The 22,033-nt window shown below is 71.5% G+C and carries 21 protein-coding genes; 10 read left to right on the top strand and 11 right to left on the bottom strand.

Going from position 1 to position 22,033, the window contains the following annotated elements:
• Positions 1-127: 127 nt before the first annotated feature.
• Complete coding sequence (locus tag DEJ27_RS07990) at positions 128-874, bottom strand: DUF6264 family protein (protein WP_111090665.1); 747 nt, start codon at positions 872-874, stop codon at positions 128-130.
• Complete coding sequence (locus DEJ27_RS07995; RefSeq protein ID WP_081827167.1) at positions 871-1,935, bottom strand: 4-hydroxy-3-methylbut-2-enyl diphosphate reductase; 1,065 nt, start codon at positions 1,933-1,935, stop codon at positions 871-873. Before DEJ27_RS07995 ends, DEJ27_RS07990 begins: the two co-directional genes overlap by 4 nt.
• Positions 1,936-2,060: 125 nt before the next feature.
• Here DEJ27_RS07995 and xseA point away from each other — a divergent pair, with 125 nt between their 5' ends.
• The 5 genes from xseA to DEJ27_RS08020 all read left to right on the top strand — a co-directional run bounded on the left by xseA (position 2,061) and on the right by DEJ27_RS08020 (position 6,552).
• Positions 2,061-3,296 (top strand): exodeoxyribonuclease VII large subunit, encoded by a 1,236-nt coding sequence (xseA, locus tag DEJ27_RS08000; RefSeq protein ID WP_110860689.1) that lies wholly within the window; start codon positions 2,061-2,063, stop codon positions 3,294-3,296.
• Positions 3,297-3,367: 71 nt separating this feature from the next.
• Positions 3,368-3,613: an exodeoxyribonuclease VII small subunit gene (locus tag DEJ27_RS08005; RefSeq protein WP_017886728.1), complete on the top strand. Its 246-nt coding sequence runs from the start codon at positions 3,368-3,370 to the stop codon at positions 3,611-3,613.
• Positions 3,610-4,245 (top strand): DUF4245 domain-containing protein, encoded by a 636-nt coding sequence (locus tag DEJ27_RS08010; RefSeq protein WP_110895430.1) that lies wholly within the window; start codon positions 3,610-3,612, stop codon positions 4,243-4,245. Before DEJ27_RS08005 ends, DEJ27_RS08010 begins: the two co-directional genes overlap by 4 nt.
• A gap of 97 nt (positions 4,246-4,342) precedes the next feature.
• Positions 4,343-4,957, top strand: a complete 615-nt coding sequence (locus DEJ27_RS08015) for a carbonic anhydrase (RefSeq protein WP_027464510.1) — start codon at positions 4,343-4,345, stop codon at positions 4,955-4,957.
• A 191-nt stretch (positions 4,958-5,148) separates the two neighbouring features.
• The gene (locus DEJ27_RS08020; protein WP_110860695.1) at positions 5,149-6,552 is read left to right on the top strand and encodes an aspartate ammonia-lyase; all 1,404 of its coding nucleotides are present in this window, start codon (positions 5,149-5,151) and stop codon (positions 6,550-6,552) included.
• 92 nt (positions 6,553-6,644) lie between these two features.
• Here DEJ27_RS08020 and DEJ27_RS08025 read toward each other — a convergent pair whose 3' ends face one another.
• From DEJ27_RS08025 to DEJ27_RS08035, 3 genes are all read right to left on the bottom strand, one after another.
• Entirely contained in the window at positions 6,645-8,006 is a 1,362-nt protein-coding gene (locus DEJ27_RS08025; protein WP_181430114.1) for a PhoH family protein, read from the bottom strand.
• Between the two features lie 520 nt (positions 8,007-8,526).
• Entirely contained in the window at positions 8,527-9,636 is a 1,110-nt protein-coding gene (locus tag DEJ27_RS08030; protein ID WP_110860697.1) for an aminotransferase class V-fold PLP-dependent enzyme, read from the bottom strand.
• 85 nt (positions 9,637-9,721) lie between these two features.
• Positions 9,722-10,507, bottom strand: coding sequence for an isoprenyl transferase (locus tag DEJ27_RS08035; RefSeq protein WP_027464506.1), 786 nt, complete (start codon positions 10,505-10,507; stop codon positions 9,722-9,724).
• Between the two features lie 96 nt (positions 10,508-10,603).
• Here DEJ27_RS08035 and DEJ27_RS08040 point away from each other — a divergent pair, with 96 nt between their 5' ends.
• Positions 10,604-11,323: a hemolysin III family protein gene (locus tag DEJ27_RS08040; protein ID WP_258369886.1), complete on the top strand. Its 720-nt coding sequence runs from the start codon at positions 10,604-10,606 to the stop codon at positions 11,321-11,323.
• A gap of 239 nt (positions 11,324-11,562) precedes the next feature.
• On the opposite strand, the gene DEJ27_RS08045 is transcribed toward DEJ27_RS08040, so the two are convergent.
• Both DEJ27_RS08045 and mca read right to left on the bottom strand, forming a co-directional pair.
• Positions 11,563-11,868 (bottom strand): hypothetical protein, encoded by a 306-nt coding sequence (locus tag DEJ27_RS08045; RefSeq protein ID WP_110860701.1) that lies wholly within the window; start codon positions 11,866-11,868, stop codon positions 11,563-11,565.
• Positions 11,865-12,755 (bottom strand): mycothiol conjugate amidase Mca, encoded by an 891-nt coding sequence (gene mca, locus DEJ27_RS08050; protein ID WP_110895435.1) that lies wholly within the window; start codon positions 12,753-12,755, stop codon positions 11,865-11,867. Before mca ends, DEJ27_RS08045 begins: the two co-directional genes overlap by 4 nt.
• Before the next feature lie 19 nt (positions 12,756-12,774).
• Between mca and DEJ27_RS08055 the strand changes: the two genes are divergently transcribed.
• Together DEJ27_RS08055 and greA are read left to right on the top strand one after the other, a co-directional pair.
• Positions 12,775-13,266 carry a DUF4307 domain-containing protein gene (locus DEJ27_RS08055; protein WP_017886738.1) on the top strand — a complete coding sequence of 164 codons (492 nt, stop codon included), beginning with the start codon at positions 12,775-12,777 and terminating at the stop codon, positions 13,264-13,266.
• A 71-nt stretch (positions 13,267-13,337) separates the two neighbouring features.
• Complete coding sequence (greA, locus tag DEJ27_RS08060) at positions 13,338-13,826, top strand: transcription elongation factor GreA (protein WP_017886739.1); 489 nt, start codon at positions 13,338-13,340, stop codon at positions 13,824-13,826.
• Positions 13,827-13,958: 132 nt separating this feature from the next.
• On the opposite strand, the gene ilvA is transcribed toward greA, so the two are convergent.
• Together ilvA and DEJ27_RS08070 are read right to left on the bottom strand one after the other, a co-directional pair.
• Positions 13,959-15,218 carry a threonine ammonia-lyase gene (gene ilvA / locus DEJ27_RS08065; protein ID WP_027464502.1) on the bottom strand — a complete coding sequence of 420 codons (1,260 nt, stop codon included), beginning with the start codon at positions 15,216-15,218 and terminating at the stop codon, positions 13,959-13,961.
• A 46-nt stretch (positions 15,219-15,264) separates the two neighbouring features.
• On the bottom strand, positions 15,265-16,524 hold the full coding sequence (locus tag DEJ27_RS08070) for an AI-2E family transporter (protein ID WP_258369887.1): 1,260 nt from the start codon (positions 16,522-16,524) through the stop codon (positions 15,265-15,267).
• Between the two features lie 92 nt (positions 16,525-16,616).
• On the opposite strand from DEJ27_RS08070, the gene DEJ27_RS08075 reads away from it, so the two are divergent.
• A complete protein-coding gene (locus DEJ27_RS08075; RefSeq protein ID WP_111090666.1) occupies positions 16,617-17,900 on the top strand; it encodes a winged helix-turn-helix domain-containing protein in 1,284 nt (427 codons plus the stop codon).
• Between the two features lie 4 nt (positions 17,901-17,904).
• On the opposite strand, the gene DEJ27_RS08080 is transcribed toward DEJ27_RS08075, so the two are convergent.
• Together DEJ27_RS08080 and DEJ27_RS08085 are read right to left on the bottom strand one after the other, a co-directional pair.
• Complete coding sequence (locus DEJ27_RS08080; RefSeq protein ID WP_110860711.1) at positions 17,905-18,807, bottom strand: M48 family metalloprotease; 903 nt, start codon at positions 18,805-18,807, stop codon at positions 17,905-17,907.
• A 19-nt stretch (positions 18,808-18,826) separates the two neighbouring features.
• Positions 18,827-19,408: a LemA family protein gene (locus DEJ27_RS08085; RefSeq protein WP_111090667.1), complete on the bottom strand. Its 582-nt coding sequence runs from the start codon at positions 19,406-19,408 to the stop codon at positions 18,827-18,829.
• A gap of 218 nt (positions 19,409-19,626) precedes the next feature.
• On the opposite strand from DEJ27_RS08085, the gene DEJ27_RS08090 reads away from it, so the two are divergent.
• A complete protein-coding gene (locus DEJ27_RS08090) occupies positions 19,627-21,990 on the top strand; it encodes an Ig-like domain-containing protein (RefSeq protein ID WP_146244669.1) in 2,364 nt (787 codons plus the stop codon).
• The last annotated feature ends 43 nt before the right edge of the window (positions 21,991-22,033 follow it).

Here is a 22,033-nt window from a genome sequence, read left to right on the forward strand (position 1 = left end):
CGGCGTGTTGCGACCACTCGGCGCGCGGAGGCCGGCGCCGCGAGCAACCAGGCCGTCAGGCCGTCAGGCGGTCAGGCCGTCAGGCCGTCAGGCCGTCAGGCCGTCAGGCAGTCAGGCGGTCAGGGGGTCAGGCGCCGGACTGTCGCAGCATGAAGTCGACGAAGGCCTGGTCCTGCATGACCACGACGACGAACGCGATCGTGCTGATCGCCGTGGCGACGACGGCTCCGACCAGCGGCACCCAGAACGTCCGCTTGCGTGCGCGGAGCCGACGGATGGACCACCAGGCGACCAGGGCGAAGACGACCACGTTGGCGATCGCGGCGATGGCGGCCGCCGTGCTCAGGGCACTCGGGTCGTTGAGCGCTGTGTACTGGGTCTCGAGGGTGCGCCGTACGGTCGAGGCGACCTCGCCGACCGACAGGGACTGCACCACGGAGACGAGCCCGAAGGCGAGCAGCCCGACGGTGAGCACGAAGTCGGCGGGCGTGCGCCCGAAGCGGCTGCGGGCCATCGACCGCTGCGCCCCAGCAGGGACTGCACCGGAGCGAACATCGGTACCGGCACGGTCGCCGTGGACGCCGTCGTTCGGATCAGCGTCGCGCACGCCGCTGGCGGAGGCCTGCTCCTGCCGTTCCCGTGCCTGACGCTCACGCTCCTGGCGTTCCTGCTCGACGAGCACCGGGTTCACCCAGCCCTCCGGCGCGTACTCACCGTACCCGGGGGCGGGACGGCCCTGGGGCCGGCCGCTCGCGGGGCTGGCGGCCGACGTCGAGGACGCGCCCCGGGCCTCCTGGCCGGCACCGGCACCGGCGTCGACGTGGTTCGCCGGGTCGCGACGCGGGACCGAGGACCAGCCGTCCGCGCCGCTCATGCCCGCCGCCCGCCGAGCGCGCGCGTCGGGTTGCCCGAGGCGTCGGTGCGGAGCTCCTTGGGGAGCGAGAACATCAGGTCTTCGTGTGCGGTGACGACCTCTTCGACGGCGGCGTACCCGGCGTCGGCGAGCTGTTCGAGCACCTCGGCCACGAGTTCTTCCGGCACGGACGCACCGCTGGTCACGCCGACCGTCTCGACACCGTCGAGCCACTCCTGCTGGATCTCTTCCGCGTAGTCGACACGGTGGGCGGCCCGCGCACCGTGCTCGAGCGCGACCTCGACCAGACGGACGCTGTTCGACGAGTTCGCCGAGCCGACCACGATCACCAGGTCGGCACCGGGCGCCACCTTCTTGATCGCGACCTGGCGGTTCTGGGTGGCGTAGCAGATGTCGTCCGACGGGGGGTCCTGGATGGCCGGGAACTTCTCGCGCAGCAGCCGCACGGTCTCCATCGTCTCGTCGACGCTGAGCGTGGTCTGCGACAGCCAGACGAGGTTGTCCGGGTCGGGGACCGACAGGGCGGCGACGTCGTCGGGGCCGTTCACCAGGATCGTGCGGTCCGGGGCGTGCCCCATCGTGCCCTCGACCTCTTCGTGGCCGGCGTGCCCGATCAGGATGATGGTGCGCTCGGCCTTGGCGAACCGGGTGGCTTCGCGGTGGACCTTCGTGACGAGGGGGCAGGTGGCATCGATGGCGTGCAGGTCGCGCTCGGCGGCACCCGCGACGACGGCCGGCGACACACCGTGCGCGCTGAAGACGACGTGCGAACCCCGTGGGACCTCGGCCACGTCGTCGACGAAGACGGCACCGCGCTGCTCGAGCGTCGACACCACGTGCACGTTGTGGACGATCTGCTTTCGGACGTAGACGGGCTCGCCGTACTGCTCCAACGCCTTCTCGACCGCGACGACCGCGCGGTCCACCCCGGCGCAGTAGCCACGGGGGGCCGCGAGCAGCACCTTCTTGGGGCCGGCGACCGGTTCGTCACGCAGTCGGCCCCGTGCCGCGTGCACACGCGGCGGGGCGAGCGGGACCGTGTGGCCGTTGGTGATCGTCACGTCCCCGATGATAGGTGAGCAGCACGCACGCGACCTGGGCGCGCGGGGCGCCTGTGGAGAACACGCGGCCGTCCCCTGTCACCGGTCTCGGGCACGATGGACGTCCCAGCAGGACAAGGAGCGACATGGCGATCGAACAGGGCCCGCCGACGGCCGACAACCCGTGGCCGGTCGCGCTCCTCGGCGCGAAGCTCCGCGACTGGATCGACCGGCTCGGCACCGCGTGGGTCGAGGGCGAGATCACGCAGTGGAACGTGGCCGGCGGCAACGTGTACGGCAAGCTCAAGGACGTCGAGGTCGACGCCACCGTGTCGTTCTCCATCTGGTCGAGTGTGCGCTCCCGGGTGCCGGCGGACATCAAGCAGGGCGACCGTGTCGTCGCCGCGCTCAAGCCGAACTACTGGGTCAAGGGCGGCTCGCTGACCATGCAGGTCGTCGAGATGAAGCACGTCGGCCTCGGTGACCTGCTCGAACGCCTCGAGCGCCTTCGTCGCACCCTCGCCGAGGAAGGACTGTTCGACCCGTCCCGCAAGCTGCGTCTGCCGTTCCTGCCGCACCGCATCGGCCTGATCACCGGCAAGGACTCCGACGCCGAGAAGGACGTCAAGCGGAACGCGCAGCTGCGGTGGCCCCAGGTGGAGTTCCGCACCGTGCACACCGCGGTGCAGGGCGAACGGACCGTGGGCGAGGTCACTGCGGCGATCCTCGAGCTCGACGCCGACCCCGAGGTCGACGTCATCATCATCGCCCGCGGCGGCGGTGACTTCCAGAACCTGCTCGGCTTCAGCGACGAGGGACTCGTCCGTGCCGCGGCCTCGGCGTCGACTCCGATCGTCTCGGCGATCGGGCACGAGGCCGACCGCCCGATCCTCGACGAGGTCGCCGACCTGCGCGCCTCGACCCCCACGGACGCGGCCAAGCGGGTCGTGCCCGACGTCGCCGAGGAACTCGCCAACGTCCGGGCGGCCCGCGCCCGGCTCGGGCTGCGGCTCTCGCACACGCTGTCGGTCGAGGCCGACCGGCTCGCCGCGCTGCGGTCTCGACCGGCCCTGGCGTCGACCGCGTGGCTCGTCGACACCCGTGCGGAAGAGGTCGCGCGCGACCTGTCCCGTGCCCGCGAACTGCTCGACCGCCGGCTCGAGCGCGGGCACTCCGAGGTCGGCCACCTGACCGCCCGCCTCCGCGCGCTCTCGCCCCGCGACACCCTGCGCCGCGGGTACGCCATCGTGCAGCGTGCCGACGGGGGTGTCGTCCGCGGCACGGACGACCTGTCCGGAGCGACGCCGGTGCACGTCACGCTCGGTGCCGGCACGGCCACGGGCACACTCGAACCGGACGGCCCCGGCCCGGACGGCTCCTGACCGCCACGGGTGTTCTCCACAGCCTGGGTCCGGGCGGCGGATCGTCGGTGGACGCTCGGTAGGATCGTCCCGTGCCATCCCAGCAGGAACCCGAGCAGACCGACGTCCAGTCGCTGAGCTACGAAGCGGCCCGCGACGAACTCGTGCGCGTCGTGAGCGAGCTCGAACAGGGCTCCGCGACCCTCGAGCGTTCACTGGCGCTCTGGGAGCGGGGCGAAGCCCTCGCCGCCCGGTGCGAAGAGTGGCTCGTCGGTGCCCGCGCACGGCTCGACGCGGCCCGTGCCGCCAGCGACGCCCAGGACGGCTCCGGGCGATGACCGACCCCAACGGCCGCCCGATCGTCGCCGAGCTCGGTCGCCCCGAGACGGCAGAGGAGACGTGGGCCCGGAAGGACGCCGCCCGCACCGCCCGCCGGCAGCACCAGACCGCGTTCAACCTGGTCATCGCGCTCATCGCCTCGCTCGGCATCGTCCTGTTCCTGGTGGCGGTCGTCGTCCGGCCCGACACCACCGTTGACCGCACCGTCGACTACCAGCAGATCGCGGCGAAGGCGAACGTCGACGACGTCACCCTGGTGGCGCCGCCGCTGCCCGACGGCTACAGCGCCAACCGCGCGGACTTCGCGAGCAAGACCACGGACGGCGTGGACGTCTGGACCGTCGGCTTCGTGACGCCGGACAAGCAGTACCTCGGCCTGCAGCAGGGGATCGACGCCAACGCCTCGTGGGTGTCGAACCAGCTCGACCAGCGCCCGTCCACCGGTGACCGCACGATCGGTGACACTGAGTGGACCGTCTACGACCGCCGCGCCGAGGGCACCGACGCCGGCAACCACGCGTACTCGCTCGTCTCGACGTTCGGCAAGAACACGATCGTGCTCTCCGGTACCGCCGACGACAAGGCCTTCCGGACCGTCGCGACCGCCGTCTCCCGAGAACTGACCGAGTAGACGACGACTGACCGAGTAGACGACGACTGACCGAGTAGACGACGACGGGCATGGTCCCGCCAGTCACCACCCCGTCCCACCCGAACCGAGGAGCCCCATGCCCGACCGCGCCGCCTCCACCCCGTCCGACGCCCTGCGCCTGCTCGTCGACGGCAACGCCCGTTTCGCCGCCGACAAGCGCCGGATGGGCCGCGTGGACCCGGACCGCCGCACCGAGCTCGAAGGATCGCAGTCGCCGTTCGCGACCGTCCTCGGTTGCTCGGACTCGCGGGTGCCGTTCGAGCACGTCTTCGACGCCGGCATCGGTGACCTGTTCGCGATCCGCAACGCCGGCCAGATCGTCGACGACGTCGTGCTGGGCTCGATCGAGTTCGCGGTCGTCGCCCTGGGCACACCGCTGGTCGTCGTGCTCCGGCACACGCGGTGCGGTGCCGTCGCGGCAGCGCGCTCCGGTGAGCCCGTCCCCGCCCCGCACCTGCAGGCCCTCGTGGACGCGATCGCCCCGAGCGTCGAGAAGGTCCGGCTCACCGACGCCGAGCTCCCGCAGGAAGCCGTCGGCGCCGCACACCTCGAAGCCACCCTCCGCCAGGTGATCGAGCGCTCCGGCGCGGTCTCCGATGCCGTGGCCGAGGGTAGATTGGCCGTCGTCGGGGCGACCTACGACCTCGCCACCGGAGAAGTCACCATCGACACCGTCGTCGGCCAGGTCTGACCGACCCAGACGAAGATCAAGTCAGACGAAGATCGACCCAGACGAAGATCGACGCGGACGAAGATCGAGCCAGACAGAGATCGAGCCAGACGAAGACCGACCCCGACGACGACCGCCCCGGCAACCCCGGGGCGTAGGCACGGGCCGGCGCGACCGCGACCGGCGAGCACCCCAGGAAGGACCACGACGACGTGACCGACACCACCCCGACCGAGTTCCGCATCGAGCACGACACCATGGGCGAGGTGCGGGTGCCGAAGTCGGCGCTCTACCGTGCCCAGACCCAGCGCGCCGTCGAGAACTTCCCCATCTCGGGCACCGGGCTCGAGTCGGCGCAGATCGTGGCGCTCGCGCGGATCAAGCGTGCGGCAGCCATCGTGAACGGTGAACTCGGCATCGTCGAGCCTGCCGTCGCCGACGCCATCGCCGGCGCGGCCGACCTGATCATCGGCGGCCAGCACCACGACCAGTTCCCGGTCGACGTCTACCAGACCGGCAGCGGCACGTCGTCGAACATGAACATGAACGAGGTGCTCGCGACACTGGCGTCCGACATCGCGGGTTCGGCGGTGCACCCGAACGACCACGTCAACGCCTCGCAGTCGTCGAACGACGTCTTCCCCACCTCCGTGCACGTCGCCGTGACCGAGGCGCTCCTCCGCACCCTCGTGCCCGCCCTCGAGCACCTCGCCGAGTCCCTCGAAGCGAAGGCCACGCTCTGGGCCGACGCCGTGAAGTCCGGCCGGACGCACCTGATGGACGCAACGCCCGTCACCCTCGGGCAGGAGTTCGGCGGCTACGCACGCCAGATCCGCCTGGGCATCGAGCGTGTCCAGGCGACGCTCCCCCGCGTCGCCGAGGTCCCGCTCGGCGGCACCGCGGTCGGCACCGGCATCAACACCCCCAAGGGCTTCCCGCAGCGGGTCATCGCCCAGCTCGCGAGCGACACCGACCTGCCGATCACCGAGGCCGTCGACCACTTCGAGGCGCAGGGCGCGCGTGACGCCCTGGTCGAGGCCTCCGGTGCGCTCAAGGTGCTCGCCGTCAGCCTGACGAAGATCAACAACGACCTGCGCTGGATGGGTTCGGGTCCGAACACCGGCCTGGGCGAGCTGCACATCCCCGACCTGCAGCCCGGCTCCTCGATCATGCCCGGCAAGGTGAACCCGGTGATCCCCGAGGCCACCCTGATGGTCGGCGCCCGGGTCATCGGCAACGACGCCACCATCGCCTGGGCGGGTGCCTCGGGTGCGTTCGAGCTCAACGTCGCCATCCCGGTGATGGGCACGGCACTGCTCGAGTCGATCCGCCTGCTGGCGAACAGCTCGCGCGTGCTCGCGGACAAGACCATCGACGGGCTGCAGGCGAACCTCGAGCGCGCCCGCGCCTTCGCGGAGTCCTCGCCGTCGATCGTCACCCCGCTCAACCGGGTCATCGGCTACGAGGCGGCGGCGAAGGTCGCGAAGTACGCCGTCGCCGAAGGCCTCACCGTGCGTGAAGCCGTCGTGGCCCTCGGCCACGTCGAGCGCGGCGAGGTCACCGAGGCGCAGCTCGACGAGGCGCTCGACGTCCTCAGCATGACCCACCCGAACTAGCGGGGCGCGCTCCGGTCGCAACCACGGCCAGGAGGCGCGGTGCGGCTCCGACCCGCACCGCGCCTCCTGGCGGTTGCCCGTTCAGAACGCCGCTACACCAGGTCCGGCGAGTCCAGCAGGTCCGTCACGAGGGCGGCGATCGCGGAGCGCTCGGAGCGCGTCAGCGTGACGTGCGCGAACAGCGGGTGCCCCTTGAGCCGCTCGATGACCGACGCGATCCCGTCGTGCCGGCCGACCCGCAGGTTGTCGCGCTGCGCGACGTCGTGGGTGAGCACGACCCGCGAGTTCTGGCCGATGCGCGAGAGCATCGTGAGCAGCACGTTCCGTTCGAGCGACTGCGCCTCGTCGACGATCACGAAGGCGTCGTGCAGGGAGCGGCCGCGGATGTGGGTCAGGGGCAGCACCTCGATCAGGCCCCGCTCGATGACCTCGTCGAGGACGTTGTCCGAGACCACCGAGCCGAGGGTGTCGTAGACGGCCTGGGCCCACGGGTTCATCTTCTCGCCGGCGTCACCGGGCAGGAAGCCCAGGTCCTGCCCTCCGACGGCGTACAGCGGCCGGAACACCATGATCTTCTTGTGCTGCTGCCGTTCGAGCACCGCCTCCAGTCCGGCGCACAGGGCGAGCGCCGACTTGCCGGTACCGGCGCTGCCGCCGAGCGAGACGATGCCGATCTCGGAGTCGAGCAGGGCGTCGATGGCGAGCCGCTGCTCGGCCGAGCGTCCGCGGAGTCCGAAGACCTCGCGGTCGCCGCGCACCAGGGCGACGGCTCCGGCGACGTGCACGCGGCCGAGGGCCGATCCGCGCTCGGAGTGGATGACGACCCCGGTGTTCACCGGGACGCCGTCGAGCTTCGCGGAGCGGATCTCCTCTTGCTCGTACAGGTCGGACATCTGCTCGCCGGAGACCTGCAGGTCAGCGATGCCGGTGTAGCCCGAGTCGACCGCGAGCTCGGCGCGATACTCCTCCGCCGCCATGCCGATCGACGACGCCTTGACCCGGAGCGGCAGGTCCTTCGACACGACGACGACGTCGAGCCCGTCGTTCTTCAGGTTCGACGCGACGGCGAGGATGCGGGAGTCGTTGTCGCCGAGCTGCAGGCCCGACGGCAGGACGGACTGGTTGGAGTGATTCAGTTCGACGCGGAACGAGCCGCCGTCGCCGATCGCGATCGGGAAGTCGAGCCGCTCGTGCTCGATGCGCAGTTCGTCGAGCAGCCGGAGAGCCTGCCGGGCGAAGTACCCGATCTCCGGGTCGTTGCGCTTCGACTCGAGTTCGCTGACGACCACCACGGGCAGGACCACGGCGTGCTCGGCGAAGCGGAACAAGGCCCGCGGATCGCTGAGGAGCACCGATGTGTCGAGCACGTACGTGCGCTGGGCGACCGATGTGGACGAGTCCGCGGTGTGCTGCTGCTGTGCTCCGCGAGAGACGTTCTGAGAGGTCACGACCACTCCATCCCCGGGCCGCGACGGGCCCGGTCCTGTCCTCGAACGCGGCCACGGAGCGGGTCCCGAAGCACCGACTGTGGCCGCTTCGATCGGGCGCGGTGCCCGATGGGGACAACGTACGTCCGGCCCCCGACACCCCGACAGCGACACGCGGTTTCCGGAGTTACGGTCGCGTGAACAACGCGAGCGCGCCTCGCACCGCTCGCTGCGGTGACGCCGGCTGGTCACGAACTGTCGGCCGCGACCGCTCCGGCCGACAGGTGGTGACCACTCGGCGGACGTGAGCGGGGTGTCGTGACCGCTCGCGAGCTTCGGACGGGAGGCCCGTGGCGGCCTGGCACCGCGCCTCCAGTCCGTCCGTTGGTCGCGACTCGTCGCGCGGGCGGCCCCGGCTGGTCACGAACTGTCGGCTGCGGCCGCTCCGACCGACAGTTCGTGACCACCCGGCGGACCTGAGCGGGGTGTCCTGACCACTCACGTGCTGCGGACGGGCTCCGGACGGGGGGCAGCAGGCGCGCCGCTGCTACTGCATGGTGGCGTACGAGACGCAGGCGTCCCGGAACATGTCCAGGGTCTCGTCGGTGGTCGACGGGAACACGGACACGCGCGCGACCCCTAGCCGGGTGGTCGCGGTGACGCCGTGGTTGTGCATCGCGGCGGACAGGGCCGTCACGCGACCCTGCGTCGGCCGGAGCACCACGATGCCGGCACGCTCGGCCGGGTCACGGCTGGACTCGACCTCGAGCCCGAACTCGTCGGCGATGGCGAACACGCGCTCGACGCGATCGGTGACACGCTCCTGCACGGCGGCGACGCCGACCGCGGTGAGGCGCTCGAGCGACACCGCGAGCCGGGCCTGCGCGACCGGGTCGATGCGGGACATCTGGAAGCCGGCGGCCCCCGGACGCACCGCCGGGACCTCGGTGGGCCAGCCGGACGTGCCGTGCGGGCCGGACAGTGCTGGACGGATCCGGTTCAGGGCACGGTCGCTGAACGCCACGAACCCGGTGCCCCACCCGGCGTGCAACCACTTCTGCCCGCCGGTGGCGACGACGTCGGCTACCTCGTACGGGGCATCGACGACGCCGAAGCCCTGGATCGCGTCGACGATGAGCAGGCGGTCGCCGATGACCTCGCGGATGGCGGCGAGGTCGGTCAGGTAGCCGGTGCGCCAGTCGACCAGGGACACCGCGACGGCGGTCACCTCGTCGGTCAGGCGCTCACGGATCAGCTCGGGGGTCACCCAGCCGGCACCCGACTCGATGACGACGGGCTGCACCCGTCCGCCGGTGGCCGAGGCGGCGCTGGCCAGTGCGAGCGGCAGCGACGGGTACTCGTCGGCGGACACGAGCACACCGCCGGTCAGGCCGAAGGCGGTGTGCAGCAGGCCCGGGGTTGTCGCGGCCTGCGAGACGACCTGGTCCTCGCGGCGGCCGACCAGGCGGGCGGCGACGGTGCGGACGCGGGCGTCCTGCTCGTCGAGGGTCTCCATGGCACCGAAGCGCATGTGTGCCTGGATGGTGCCGAGCACACGCTGCTCCTCGAGCACGGCGGTCTGCACGGGGCCGAACGCAGCGTGGTCGAGGTAACCGGGGTCTTCGGAGAAGCCGGCGGCGTACTCGTCGATGTTCACAGGTGGTGCACCTTTCGCAGGGTTGAACCCTGAGAGCCTACTGGGACGCGGCTCCGCCAACGAACCCGGTGCGGGAGGTGGCTGCTCAGCCGCCGAAGCGACGCGACCGGAGCCCGAAGTCGCGGACCGCCCGGAGGAAGTCGACCTCGCGCAGGTCCGGGTAGAACGCCTCGACGAAGTAGAACTCGCTGTGCGCGCTCTGCCACAGCATGAAGTCGGACAGGCGCTGCTCGCCCGAGGTCCGGATCACCAGGTCGGGGTCGGGCTGGCCCTGCGTGTACAGGTGGTCGCCGATCAGCTCCGGCGTCAGCACCTCGGCCAGGGTGTCGATGGTCCCGCCACCCGCGCCGTGCGCCTGCACGATGCTGCGCATGGCATCCGCGATCTCGCGACGGCCCCCGTAGCCGACGGCCAGGTTGACGTGCAGCCCCGTGCGGCCGGCGGTGCGCTGCTCGGCCTGTTCGAGCGCGGTCACCAGGTTCTCCGGCAGCCCCTCGTTCGACCCGACGTGCTGCACGCGCCAGTCTCGGTTGTCGGCCAGGACCCCGGCGAGGTCGGCGATGATCCCCACGAGTTCTTCGAGCTCCTCGCCGCCGCGACCCGTCAGGTTGTCGGCCGACAGCAGGTACAGGGTCACGACCTCGATGCCGAGGTCGTCACACCACGTCAGGAACTCCGGGATCTTCGCGGCGCCGGCGCGGTGGCCGTGTGCGGCGGACTCGAGTCCGAGCTGCTTCGCCCAGCGGCGGTTGCCGTCCACGATCATGGCGACGTGCTTGGGCTTCGCTGCACCCTCGAGCTGGCGGCGGATCCGGCGCTGGTAGGCGCGGTAGAGGATCCCCCGCCCTGTCCATCCCGCCGTCCCGGTCACGCACCGAGCGTAGTGCACCACCGGCACACGCTCCCTGAGGCGCCCGCTCGGCGGACACGTGGCTGTCGTTCGGGGTCAGGCCCTATGGTCGGGATCATGCAGGACGAGCACGAGACCGGAACACTCCCCCACGTCCCGTTCACGGAAGAGGCGTCGGCGAGTCCGACCACGACCGCTGCCGAACCCCGTCCGGCCTGGCGCGGATGGATCCACCTCGGCGCGTTCCCGTTCGCGATCGCGATGGGGATCGTGCTGATCACCCTCGCCGACAGCACCGCAGCGAAGGTCGGCAGCGCGGTGTTCATGGCGACGTCGCTCGCGATGTTCGGTGTCTCCGCGACCTACCACCGGTTCCCGTGGGGGCCGAAGGTGAAGGCCGTGCTGAAGCGCATCGACCACACCAACATCCTGCTGCTCATCGCCGGCACCTACACGCCCGTCGCGATCTGCGCCCTGCCGCACACGCTCATGGTCGTCGTGCTCTGGGTGATGTGGTCGGGCGCCGCGCTCGGGATCGCGTTCCGGGTGCTCTGGATCAACGCGCCCCGCTGGCTGTACGTGCCGATCTACCTGGTGCTCGGGTGCGCTGCCCTCGGGCTGCTGCCGCAGTTCTTCGCCGCGAGCGTCCCCATGACCGTGCTCATCCTGTCCGGCGGCGTCGCGTACATCATCGGCGCGCTGGTCTACGGCTTCAAGCGGCCGAACCCCGTGCCGACGCAGTTCGGGTTCCACGAGGTGTTCCACGCCCTGACCGTGGTGGCCTTCGGTGCGCAGTGGGTCGGCGTGCTCATCGTCGCGCTGGACCCGGTGCGCTGACCGTCGCACGTTCCTTCCCAGAACGCGCGCGATGCCTGGTGGTTCCGGGCGTACTCACCAGGAACTTCTGACCAGGTACGCCCGGTTCAACCAGGTACGCCCGGTTCAACCAGGTACGCCCGGTTCGACCAGGTACGCCCGGTTCGACCAGGTACGCCCGGTTCCGGTAGGCGCGTACAAGGCGGACTGGAGGCCCGTGGCGGGATCGCCACGGGCCTCCAGTCCGACTCGGAGTCGCGTCAGCCGCGCTCGGTGTCGTCGCCGACGTCGGCCCGGCCGTCCTCCGCCGCCCGCCGCTCCGGCTCGTCCGTCGCGGCGCCGTCACCCGCGGTGCCGTTCTCCTCAGCCTCGAGCCGCTCGCGCACCTCGGCGCGGTAGCGGGTCCGACGGATGCGTCGGGTCATGTCCACCACGAGCAGGATCGTCACGATCGCGACGAGCGCGATCGCGATGAACCCGACGACGCCCGGGGTGACGTCGACGTCGGGGACGACCGAGGGGCTGGGACTGGGGGTGGCGGCGAGTGCCGCCGCGATGGTGCTCACGAGGTCGGTTCCTTGTCGGCTGGGATCCCGGCGAACAGGTCGGTCTCCGGGAGCTCGGTCGGCACGCGCGCCTCCACGAGCTGGTAGTCCTCGGTCGGCCACACCGTCGCGAGGAGGTCGTTCGGCCAGTAGAAGAAGGCGCTGTCCGGTGCGACCTGGCTGGCGTGCGCGCGGAGTGCGGCGTCACGCTGGTCGAAGTACTCGTGCACGTCGACGTGGGTGGTGGCGAGGTCGGGCCGGTCGGCGAACCGCTCGACCCACTCGCGCAGCTGCTCGATCGCGGGGCTGTCCGGGTCGCGCTCCTGCAGGGCTTCGAAGATCGTGCGGAAGCGGCGCGGGTTCATCGTGCGCTCGTAGTAGAGCTTCGCGATCGACCACGGGGCGCCGGCGGACGGGTACGCCGACGGGTCGGCGGCGGCGGACCACGCGGCCATCGACACCTCGTGCGTGCGGATGTGGTCGGGGTGCGGGTAGCCACCGTTCTCGTCGTAGGTGACGAGCACGTGCGGGCGGAACCGGCGGATCACGCGGACGAGGGCCTCGGTGCTGTACTCGAGCGGCACCGTCGAGAACGTGCCCGGCCGGACCGTCTCGCCCTTCTCGGCGTCGGGCAGCCCCGAGTCGTGGTAGCCGAGCCACACGTGGTCGATGCCGAGCGCCTGCTGCGCGGCGGCCATCTCGGTGCGGCGGTACCCGGCCATGTCACGGTGCGCACGGCTCGTCGCCGGCTCGCCGAGCTGGTCGTTCAGGATGTCGCCGGCCTCGCCGCCGGTGCAGGACACGACGAGCACCTGGTGCCCGTCGGCCACGTACTTCGCGGCGGTCGCGGCTCCCTTGCTCGACTCGTCGTCGGGGTGGGCGTGGACGGCCAGCAGACGGTAGGGCACGTGGGGTTCCTCACTGCGGGTGAGCGGCGTCGGACGCGGGCAGCGCACAGCATCGCGTGAACTACCCTGGGATCAGGATATCCACCCCGGGAGCCCCGAACTGTCCGAACAGCACCAGACCGCCACCCTCGACGAGCGCTACGGCCGCACCCCGGCCCGCAAGCGCCGCAGCCGCCTCTTCGCGATCGTCGCGGCCATCGCGGTCGTCGTGGTCTTCGGCGCGTGGGTGATCTGGGCCGGGCTCGACCAGTCCGACCGCGGCCTCGACCAGGACGTCATCGGGTACGAGGTGCTGTCCGAGCACAGCACCGTCGTCCACTCGCAGGTGTCGGTCGACCCGGGCGTCGAGGCGAAGTGCGCCGTGCAGGTCCTCGACAAGAGCTACTCGATCGTGGGCTGGAAGGAGATCACCGTGCCAGCGTCCGAACAGCGCAGCCGGAGCATCTCCACGCAGGTCACCACGACGACGCGGGGCGTGACCGGCTTGATCCACGACTGCTGGATTCCCTAGACTGTCCTGATTCGCCTCTCGAGACCGACCACTCGGCCGGTCTCGTTTTTTCATGGTCGAAGGGACAGAACATGAGCAACGACACGCAGGTCACCTGGCTGACCCAGGAGGCGCACGACCGTCTCAAGGCGGAGCTCGACGAGCTGAGCGGCGAGGGCCGTGCCGAGATCGCGCGCCGCATCGAGGCCGCTCGCGAAGAGGGCGACCTCAAGGAGAACGGCGGCTACCACGCCGCGAAGGACGAGCAGGGCAAGATCGAGGCCCGCATCCGCGTCCTCACCGAGCTCCTCAAGCACGCCACCGTCAGTGAAGCGGAGTTCGACGGGACGGTCGAACCGGGCACCGTCGTCACGGCGGTCATCGCCGGCGACGAGTCCACCTTCCTGGTCGGCAGCCGCGAGATCGTCGCTGAAGGCTCCGACCTGACGGTCTACAGCCCCGTCAGCCCCGTCGGCGCGGCCATCGTCGGCCTCAAGGCCGGCGACAAGGCCACGTACACGGCGCCGAACGGCAAGGAGATCGCCGTCGAGGTCGTCAAGATCGAGCGCTACGAGCCGTAGACCGGCCCGCCGACAGACAGGAGGCCCGTGGCGACACCGCCACGGGCCTCCTGTCTGTCCGCTGGTCGCGCCCAGGGTGCGCACCGCACTTCCGACAGTCCACGCGTCGAACGACTCGTGGATCGTCGCGGACTAGTGCTCGAGGAGTTCCGGGCGGAAGCCGACCTCGTGCAGGCGCTGGATGACCTCCTGCGCGTGCTCGGGGCCGCGCGCCTCGATCGACAGGTCCAGCGCGACCTCGTTGATGACGAGGCCCTGCCCGTGGCGGGTGTGCAACACCTCGACCACGTTCGCGCCGGCGTCCGAGATGACCTGCGCGACGCGGGCGAGCTGGCCCGGGCGGTCCGGCAGCATGATGCGGATGCCGATGTAGCGCGAGGCCGCCACGAGCCCGCGGGTGATCACGCGCTCCATCATGAGCGGGTCGATGTTGCCGCCGCTCAGCAGCACCACGGTGCGGCCGGTGTCGCGGACGGCACCGGACATGATCGCGGCGACGCCGACGGCCCCCGCTGCCTCGACCACGAGCTTGGCGCGCTCGAGCAGGACGAGCAGCGCGCGGGCGGTGTCGTCGTCCGAGACGGTCACGATGTCGTCGACAAGGTCGCGGATGATCGGGAAGTTCAGGTCGCCGGGGCGCGCCACCGCGATGCCGTCGGAGATGGTCGGCTTCGTGGTGATGGTGACGGGCTCGCCGGCGGTGATCGACGACGGGTAGGCCGCAGCGTTCTCCGCCTGCACGCCGATGACCCGGATCTGCCGTCCGAGCCGCTCAGCCATGCCCTTCACGGCGAGTGCGATGCCGGAGATGACGCCGCCGCCACCGATCGGCACCACGACGGTGTCGACGTCCGGCACCTGGTCGATGATCTCGAGGCCGAGCGTGCCCTGCCCGGCGATCACTGCCGGGTGGTCGAACGGCGGGATGAACACGGCGCCGGTGTGGGCGGCGAAGTCCTTCGCGGCGCTCAGCGCCTCTTCCACGGAGTGGCCGCGCAGCACGACGTCGGCTCCGTAGTGGCGGGTGGCCTGCAGCTTGGGCAGAGCGACCCCGACCGGCGTGAAGATCGTCGCGGGGATGCCGAGCTCGCGGGCGGCGAGGGCGACACCCTGCGCGTGGTTGCCGGCGCTCGCGGCGACGACGCCCTTGGCACGCTGCTCGGCGGACAGGGTCGAGAGGCGGTTGTAGGCGCCGCGCACCTTGTAGGCACCCGTGCGCTGCAGGTTCTCGCACTTCAGGTGCACCGGCGACCCGAGCAGCTCGGCGAGGAACTGCGACGTCTCCATCGGGGTGACGCGTGCGACGCCCTTGATGGTCTCGCGCGCCGCCTCGATGTCCGCGAGCGTCGGGATCGCGGTGAGCGTGTGCGGGGAGGCGCTGGTGTCGGTCACTCCCCCATCATCGTCGTTCCCGGCCCCCGCGGCGAACTCGTGACGCTCAGTTGGTGCTGGCGGTGTCTTCTTCGGCCGAGGGACCCGAGTCGACGCCCGGCGCCGGGACGTCGTCGCCGACCTTGTGCCGACGGCGTCGGAGCAACTGGATCTGCCCGTGCTGTCCGCGCTTCGGCGTCGCTTCGAGGACGTGGTCGGAGTCGAGCCGTCGCCAGCGTCCGCTCGCGATGGTGGTGACCATGGCGTTCAGGGTCGCGATCAGCGGCACGGCGAAGAACGCGCCGGCGATGCCGGCGAGACCGGAGGCCGCGGTGACGCCGAGGACGACCGCCAGCGGGTGGACCTTGACCGCGTTGCCCATGACGAGGGGCTGCAGGATGTGCCCCTCGATCTGCTGGACCAGCAGCACGACGCCGAGCACCAGGACCGCGGCGAGGGGTCCGTTGAAGATCAGCGCGACGAACACCGCCAGGAAGCCCGTGACGATGGCGCCGACGACCGGGATGAAGGCGCCGAGGAACACGAAGGCGGCGATCGGGATCACCAGCGGCATGCCGCCGAAGAAGAGCCCGACGATGAAGGACCCCAGACCGATGCCGACCGCGTCGACGAAGGCGACGAAGATCTGCACCCGGATGAAGCTCGTCAGGGTGATCCAACCGGCGACACCGGCGCCGTCCACCGCAGCACGCGCCTTCTTCGGGAACAACCGGACGGACCAGCGCCAGACGTTCTTGCCGTCGATCAACAGGAAGATCGTGGTGAACAGGGTGATGAAGAGCGCCGCGAACACGTGCGTCGCGCCCGACCCCGCGCTGGCGACCCCGGACAGGATCGACGCGGAGTTGTCCTGCAACCACTTCGTGCCGTCGTCGAGCCAGCCGTTCACGTCGGACTGGTTGATGCCGAACCCGGAGTTCAGCACGAAGTCCTTGATGTTGGCGTACTGGTCGATCGTCCGGTCACGCAGCGACGGGTACGACGCGATGATCTGGTCGACGACGAGCCAGATCAGGCCGCCCAGGGCGGCGACGCCGCCGAGCAGGCTGATGACGACCGCCAACCACTTCGGCACGTGGTGTCGCTGCAGCCAGTTCGAGACCGGCACCAGGAGCGCCGAGACCACGATGCCGATGAGGAACGGGATGAGGATCTCGCTGAAGACCGTGACCAGCCAGATGAAGACGGCGATCACGCCCACGACGACGAGTGCACGCCACGACCAGGCACCGGCGATGCGGACGCCGATCGGGACCGATTCCTCGACCACGGGGTCGGGATGTGTCTGCTTGCTTCCCCATGCCATGGCCCGAGTGTATCGACGTGCTCTCGGCCAGGTGCCAGATACGGCATACGTTCGTGGACGCTCATGTCGGCGGGGTTCGGTAGCGTCGCCGCATGCCCAGGTCGACGCTCTCCGCCGCCGAGGCCCGCCGGGTCGCACTCGCCGCGCAGGGCTTCGGACGGCCACCCGCCGAGCCGGTCTCGACCCGTGCGCTGAACGGCGCGTTCGGCCGGCTCGGGCTGCTGCAGATCGACTCCGTCAACGTGTTCGAACGCAGCCACTACCTGCCGCTCTTCGCCCGGCTCGGGGCCTACGACCGGTCGACGCTCGACCGGCTGACGCTCGGACGCTCGGGTCCGTACACCGAGTACTGGGCGCACGAGGCGGCGTTCATCCCCCGCGACGACCTGCGGCTGTTCCGGTGGCGGATGGACGCCCTGCGGGAGCGTGACGCCGGCCCGACCAGGGTCGACGGCGTCACCCGGACCGCTGCCGTCCGGCGCGAACTGCACGCGCTGCTCCGGGCCGAGGGGCCGATGCGGGCGAGCGCGGTGGAACACGAGTCCAACGTGCGACGCGGCCCCTGGTGGGGATGGAGCGACGTGAAGCTCGGGCTCGAGCAGATGTTCCGCTGGGGCGAGGCGGTGAGTGCCGGACGAGCCGGTTTCGAGCGCGTGTACGCCCTGCCGGAGCAGGTGTTGCCCGCAGGCTTCCTCGAGACCGCGCCGCCGCGTTCCGACGCCGTGCTCGAGCTCGTCCGTCGGGCCACGCGGGCGCTCGGCGTCGGCACCCGATCGGACATCGCGGACTACTACCGGCTGCGCTCCGACGACACGGCCACCGCGATCGCCGAGCTCACCGACGCCGGCGAGCTCCTGCCGGTGCGTGTCGAGGGGTGGGGCGAGCGGGCCTGGCTGCACGTGGGCGCTCGGGTCCCCCGGCAGATGACCGCCGACGCGGTGCTGAGCCCCTTCGACCCGGTCGTCTGGTTCCGGCGGCGGGCCGAGCGGATGTACGGCTTCCACTACCGGATCGAGATCTACACGCCGGCCCCGAAGCGGGTGTTCGGCTACTACGTGCTGCCGGTGCTGCAGGACGACCGGCTCGTCGGCCGGATCGACCTGAAGAGCGACCGGCAGCGCGGGGTGCTCCGCGTCCGGACCGCGTGGCAGGAACCCGGCGAGCACCTGGACCCCGAGCGTCTCGCCGACACACTGCGACGGACTGCGAGCTGGCAGGGCCTCGGCGCGATCGAGGTGACCGACCGCGGCACCGCTGCTGCGGCCGTCGCCGGAGCCCTCGGACTGCCCCTGGTGGCACACGAGTCCGCTGACGACGCGGACGCCCCCGAACCGGTCACGTCGGCTGACGACTCGGCCGCGGACGGCGTCGGCTGACCCCTCAGAACCGGTCGGCGTTCGCGCGCAGCCGCGCGATGCGGTCGGGCAGCGGCGGGTGTGTCGAGAACAGCCGGTCCATCACGCCGGGGCGCATCGGGTCAGCGATCCACAGGTGCGCCATCGAGGAGTTCTGCGTCTGCATCGGTCGACCGTACGCACCGAGCTTCTCGAGTGCCCGCGCCAGGCCCTCCGGGTGACGGGTCGTCATCGCGCCCGTCGCGTCGGCCAGGTACTCGCGCTGCCGGGACACCGCCGCCTGCACCCCGGCCGCGGCGATCGGGGCCACGATGACGGCGGCGATCCCGGCGATGAGCAGCACCGGGTTGGCGCTGCCACCGTTGTCGGAGTTGCGGTTCCGCCCGCCGGACAGACCGCTGAAGATCGAGATGCGGAGCAGGACGTCGGCGATGAGGCCGACGGCCACGACGAGACCGAAGACCATCGTGGACACCCGGATGTCGTAGTTCCGGACGTGTCCGAGCTCGTGCGCCATCACACCCTGCAGCTCCTGGTCGTCCATGAGCTCGAGCAACCCCGTCGTCGCCGCCACCACCGCGTGCTCGGGGTCACGCCCGGTGGCGAAGGCGTTCGGCGAGGGGTCGGGGATGACGAACACCCGGGGCATCGGCATGCCGGTCGCGATGGCGAGGTTCTCGACGGTGCGCCACAGCCGCGGTTCTGAGACGCGGTCGATCTCGACCCCGCCGGCGATCGCGGTGGCCTGCCGCGCCGCCAGGAAGTACTGCAGCACCGCGTACCCGAGCGCGACCACGAGGACGATGAAGCCGATCGAGACGTTGCCGGCGAGGTACCCGCCGAGGAACCCGAGCGCACCGATGATCAGCAGGAACACCAGGACGATGACGACGGTGTTGCGCTTGTTCCGCGCGATGGCGCTGTACACGTCGGCTCCGAGGCCGGGGTCAGAACTGGACGCGCGGCGGCTCGGCGATGGCCGCCGGCTCGTTCGTCTCGAAGAACGGCGCCTCGGAGAAGCCGCGGTTCTTCGCGAACGTGGAGTTCGGGAACACCCGGATCTTCGTGTTCAGCTCGCGCACGCCACCGTTGTAGAACCGGCGGGCGGCCTGGATCTTGTCCTCGGTGTCGACGAGTTCGGACTGCAACTGCAGGAAGTTCTGGCTCGACTGCAGCTGCGGGTACCCCTCGGCCACCGCGAACACGCTCTTGAGCGCCTTCTGCATGTGCCCCTCGGCGGTGGACGCCGTGTCGGCGTCACCGGCGGACAGGGTCTCGGCGCGGGCCTTCGTCACGTCGTCGAAGACCGCCATCTCGTGCGTGGCGTACCCCTTGACCGTGTCCACGATGGTGGGGATGAGGTCGGCGCGGCGCTTCAGTTGCACCGAGATGTCGCTCCAGGCCTCGTCGACCCGGACCTTGAGCGTGACGAGGGAGTTGTACGTCACCCAGAGGTAGATCCCGATGATCACCAGGACGACCACCACCACTCCGACGACGATGAGCGTCGTGACGAGTCCGGTGTCCATGCGGGCGTACTCCTTTGCGCGTCGGGATCCGCGGTGCTGCGTTGGCCTGAACGGCCATCGTGAAGTCTATCGACGCGCTGAGCATGCCCCGTTCCGTGAGCAGTGTTCACGGCCGATTCCCGAGTCACGCACACCGGGCTCCCGGACTGCGGCCCGATACCGAACCTCATCCGCGAGGTGTATTGACCGGATGCCGCCGATCCCGTGGGATGGGTCCGGTGAACACGAGCGGGGAGAACGTGGACGAGGGGGCTGTCGGGGGCGTCAGCCCTCGTCGTCGTGCCCGCTTCGCCCTGCTCGCAGCGGCGACGACGGTCCTCGTCGCCGCCCTGCTCGGGGCCGCGGCAGCCCCGGCCGTCGCGGTCGACGCGGGCGGCCCGTCGCTCGTCGCGGCCGCTGCGGACGCCCCGGCAGCCCCCGCCGCCGCTCCTCCCACCGCCACGCCCGGAACGAGCGAGATCGCTCCGCCGAGCACCGGCCGTCCGGGCGCTCCGACGCCCGCACCCACCCGACCCGCCGTGCGGCCCACCATCGCCGACCCGGGTGACGTCACGACGGGTACGACACGCTTCCACGGCACCGGCACCCCCGGGCACGCGGTCCGGGTGGCGGGGCCGGTCGCGACGGGTTCGTCCGGGTGCACGACCCGGGTCGACCCGAACGGATCGTGGGCCTGTCTCGGCACCGTCCGCTCCGGTCCGCAACAGGTGTTCACGGTGCGCGACCTCACGGCCGCGCTGCCCGTCGCGAGCGCACCGGCATCGGACGTCATCGTCCCGCCGACCCTCGCGTCCGCCGGGCCCACCGGCGGGACGGTCTCCGGTACGGGGTACCCCGGATCGACGGTGACGCTGTCGGTGTCCGGGTCCTCGGCGCAGCAGACCGCCCGGGTCGGTGCGGACGGCCGGTGGGTCGCCGCCCTGGGGACCCGGGCCGACGGCCGGTTCACCGTCACGGCGTCGCAGACGGCCAGCACGGCCGACGGGTACCGGTCCGACCTGCGGAGCGCGGCCTCCGCTCCCGTGACGGTCACGGTCGACCGCACGGCGCCGGCAGCCCCGCGCATCACGACACCGGACGACGGCCAGCGCATCGGCACCCGCGGGACGACGGTGGCCGGGACCGGTGAGCCCGGCGCCCGCGTGACCGTGTACGTCGACCGTGCGCCGGTGTGCGGCGTGGTGGTCGGGTCGGATGCCGCATGGTCGTGCTCCACCACGGGGTCGACGTTGCGCGCCGGCGGGCACCGGCTCACCGCGACGCAGCACGACGTCGCGGGCAACTACTCCCGGTCGTCGGCCGCCGTGCGGGTCACGGTGCGGTCCACCACCACGGCCCCGACCGCAGCACCGACGCCGGGCGCCACGGACACCCCGGGGACACCGGGCACCTCGACGCCGGGGTCCAGCGCGACGGCGGGCACCCCCGGCACGACCGGCCACGGCAACAGCACGCACCCGGACGGCCCCGGGGGAGGCGATGACGACAGCGCCGCAGCCGGCAACGGCAACGGCAACGGCAACGGGTCCAGCAACGGCACCGGTACCGGCAGCGCCCCGGCCGGCGTCGGCAGCACCGGAGGCCACCCCGACTGGTCCGGCCCCGCGGGCGACTGGACCGCGGCGACCACCTACGACCGCACCGTCCCGACCATCCAGGCGGCGTTCTCGTGGCGGACCGTCCTGGTCGCCACCGCCGTCGCCGCCGGGTTCCTCCTGCTGATCGCCGCGCCGCTCGCCCTCGTGGCCGCAGTCACCCGCGGCCGCCTCCGCTCGCCGTTCGCCGGGCTGCTCGGACGCAACCGCTCGCGGTCGGACCGCGCCCGGGGCGACGACGTCCTGCCGACCTGGGCGTCCATCACCATCGCGGTGTCCGTCGCGGCGCTGTGCACCCTGCTCGGGGTCGGCGTCGAGCTCGAGGCCCGGTACGCCCGTCTGGCGATCGCCGTCCTCGCGGGTACCGGTGTCCTGACCGCCGCCGTCGTGTTCGCCACGCGGTGGGCCGCCGGCAGCGATCACCGCACCGTCGGGTTCCGGGTGTCGCCGTGGCTCGTGCTCGCAGCGCTCGTGGCGTGCGGCGTCACCCGTGCGGCCGACCTCTCCCCCGCCCTCATCGTCGGTGTCGTCCTCGTGCCGTCCGGCCGCCCCGGACTGGGGACCGGCCCACTCCGCCTCGGCACCGGAATCGCTGCGAGCGCCCGGGGTGCGACCTGGCGGGTGCTGGCCCTGCTCGGACTCGCCGCGGCCGGCTGGGTGCTGCACAGCCTGCTCGCCGGCTGGGGTTTCTGGGCGTCGCTCGGGTCGGAGTTCGCCATCACGCTGTGCGTCGGTGGCCTCGGTGCCGTGGTCGCGACCCTGCTGCCCGTCGCGGGTTCCGCCGGCAGCGCGATGCTCGCCGCCTCCCGCGGTCGGTACGTCGCACTCGCGGTGGTCGCCGTGACGCTGACCACGGCGGTCTACTCGGGGGCGACCGGCACGCACGCCGCACCGGCCCTGCTCGTCGGGAGCGCCGCGGCCTGTGTTGCGGCCGCGATCGCGGCCCTGGTCTGGCTGCGCACCGACCGGCGCGCGGCGCGCGTCTGAGCCGGGCCGGGCCTCCAGAGCGGCGCTCCGCACCGGCCGTGGG

It is taken from the genome of Curtobacterium sp. MCPF17_018, assembly GCF_003234135.1.
Classification (GTDB): Bacteria; Actinomycetota; Actinomycetes; order Actinomycetales; family Microbacteriaceae; genus Curtobacterium; species Curtobacterium flaccumfaciens.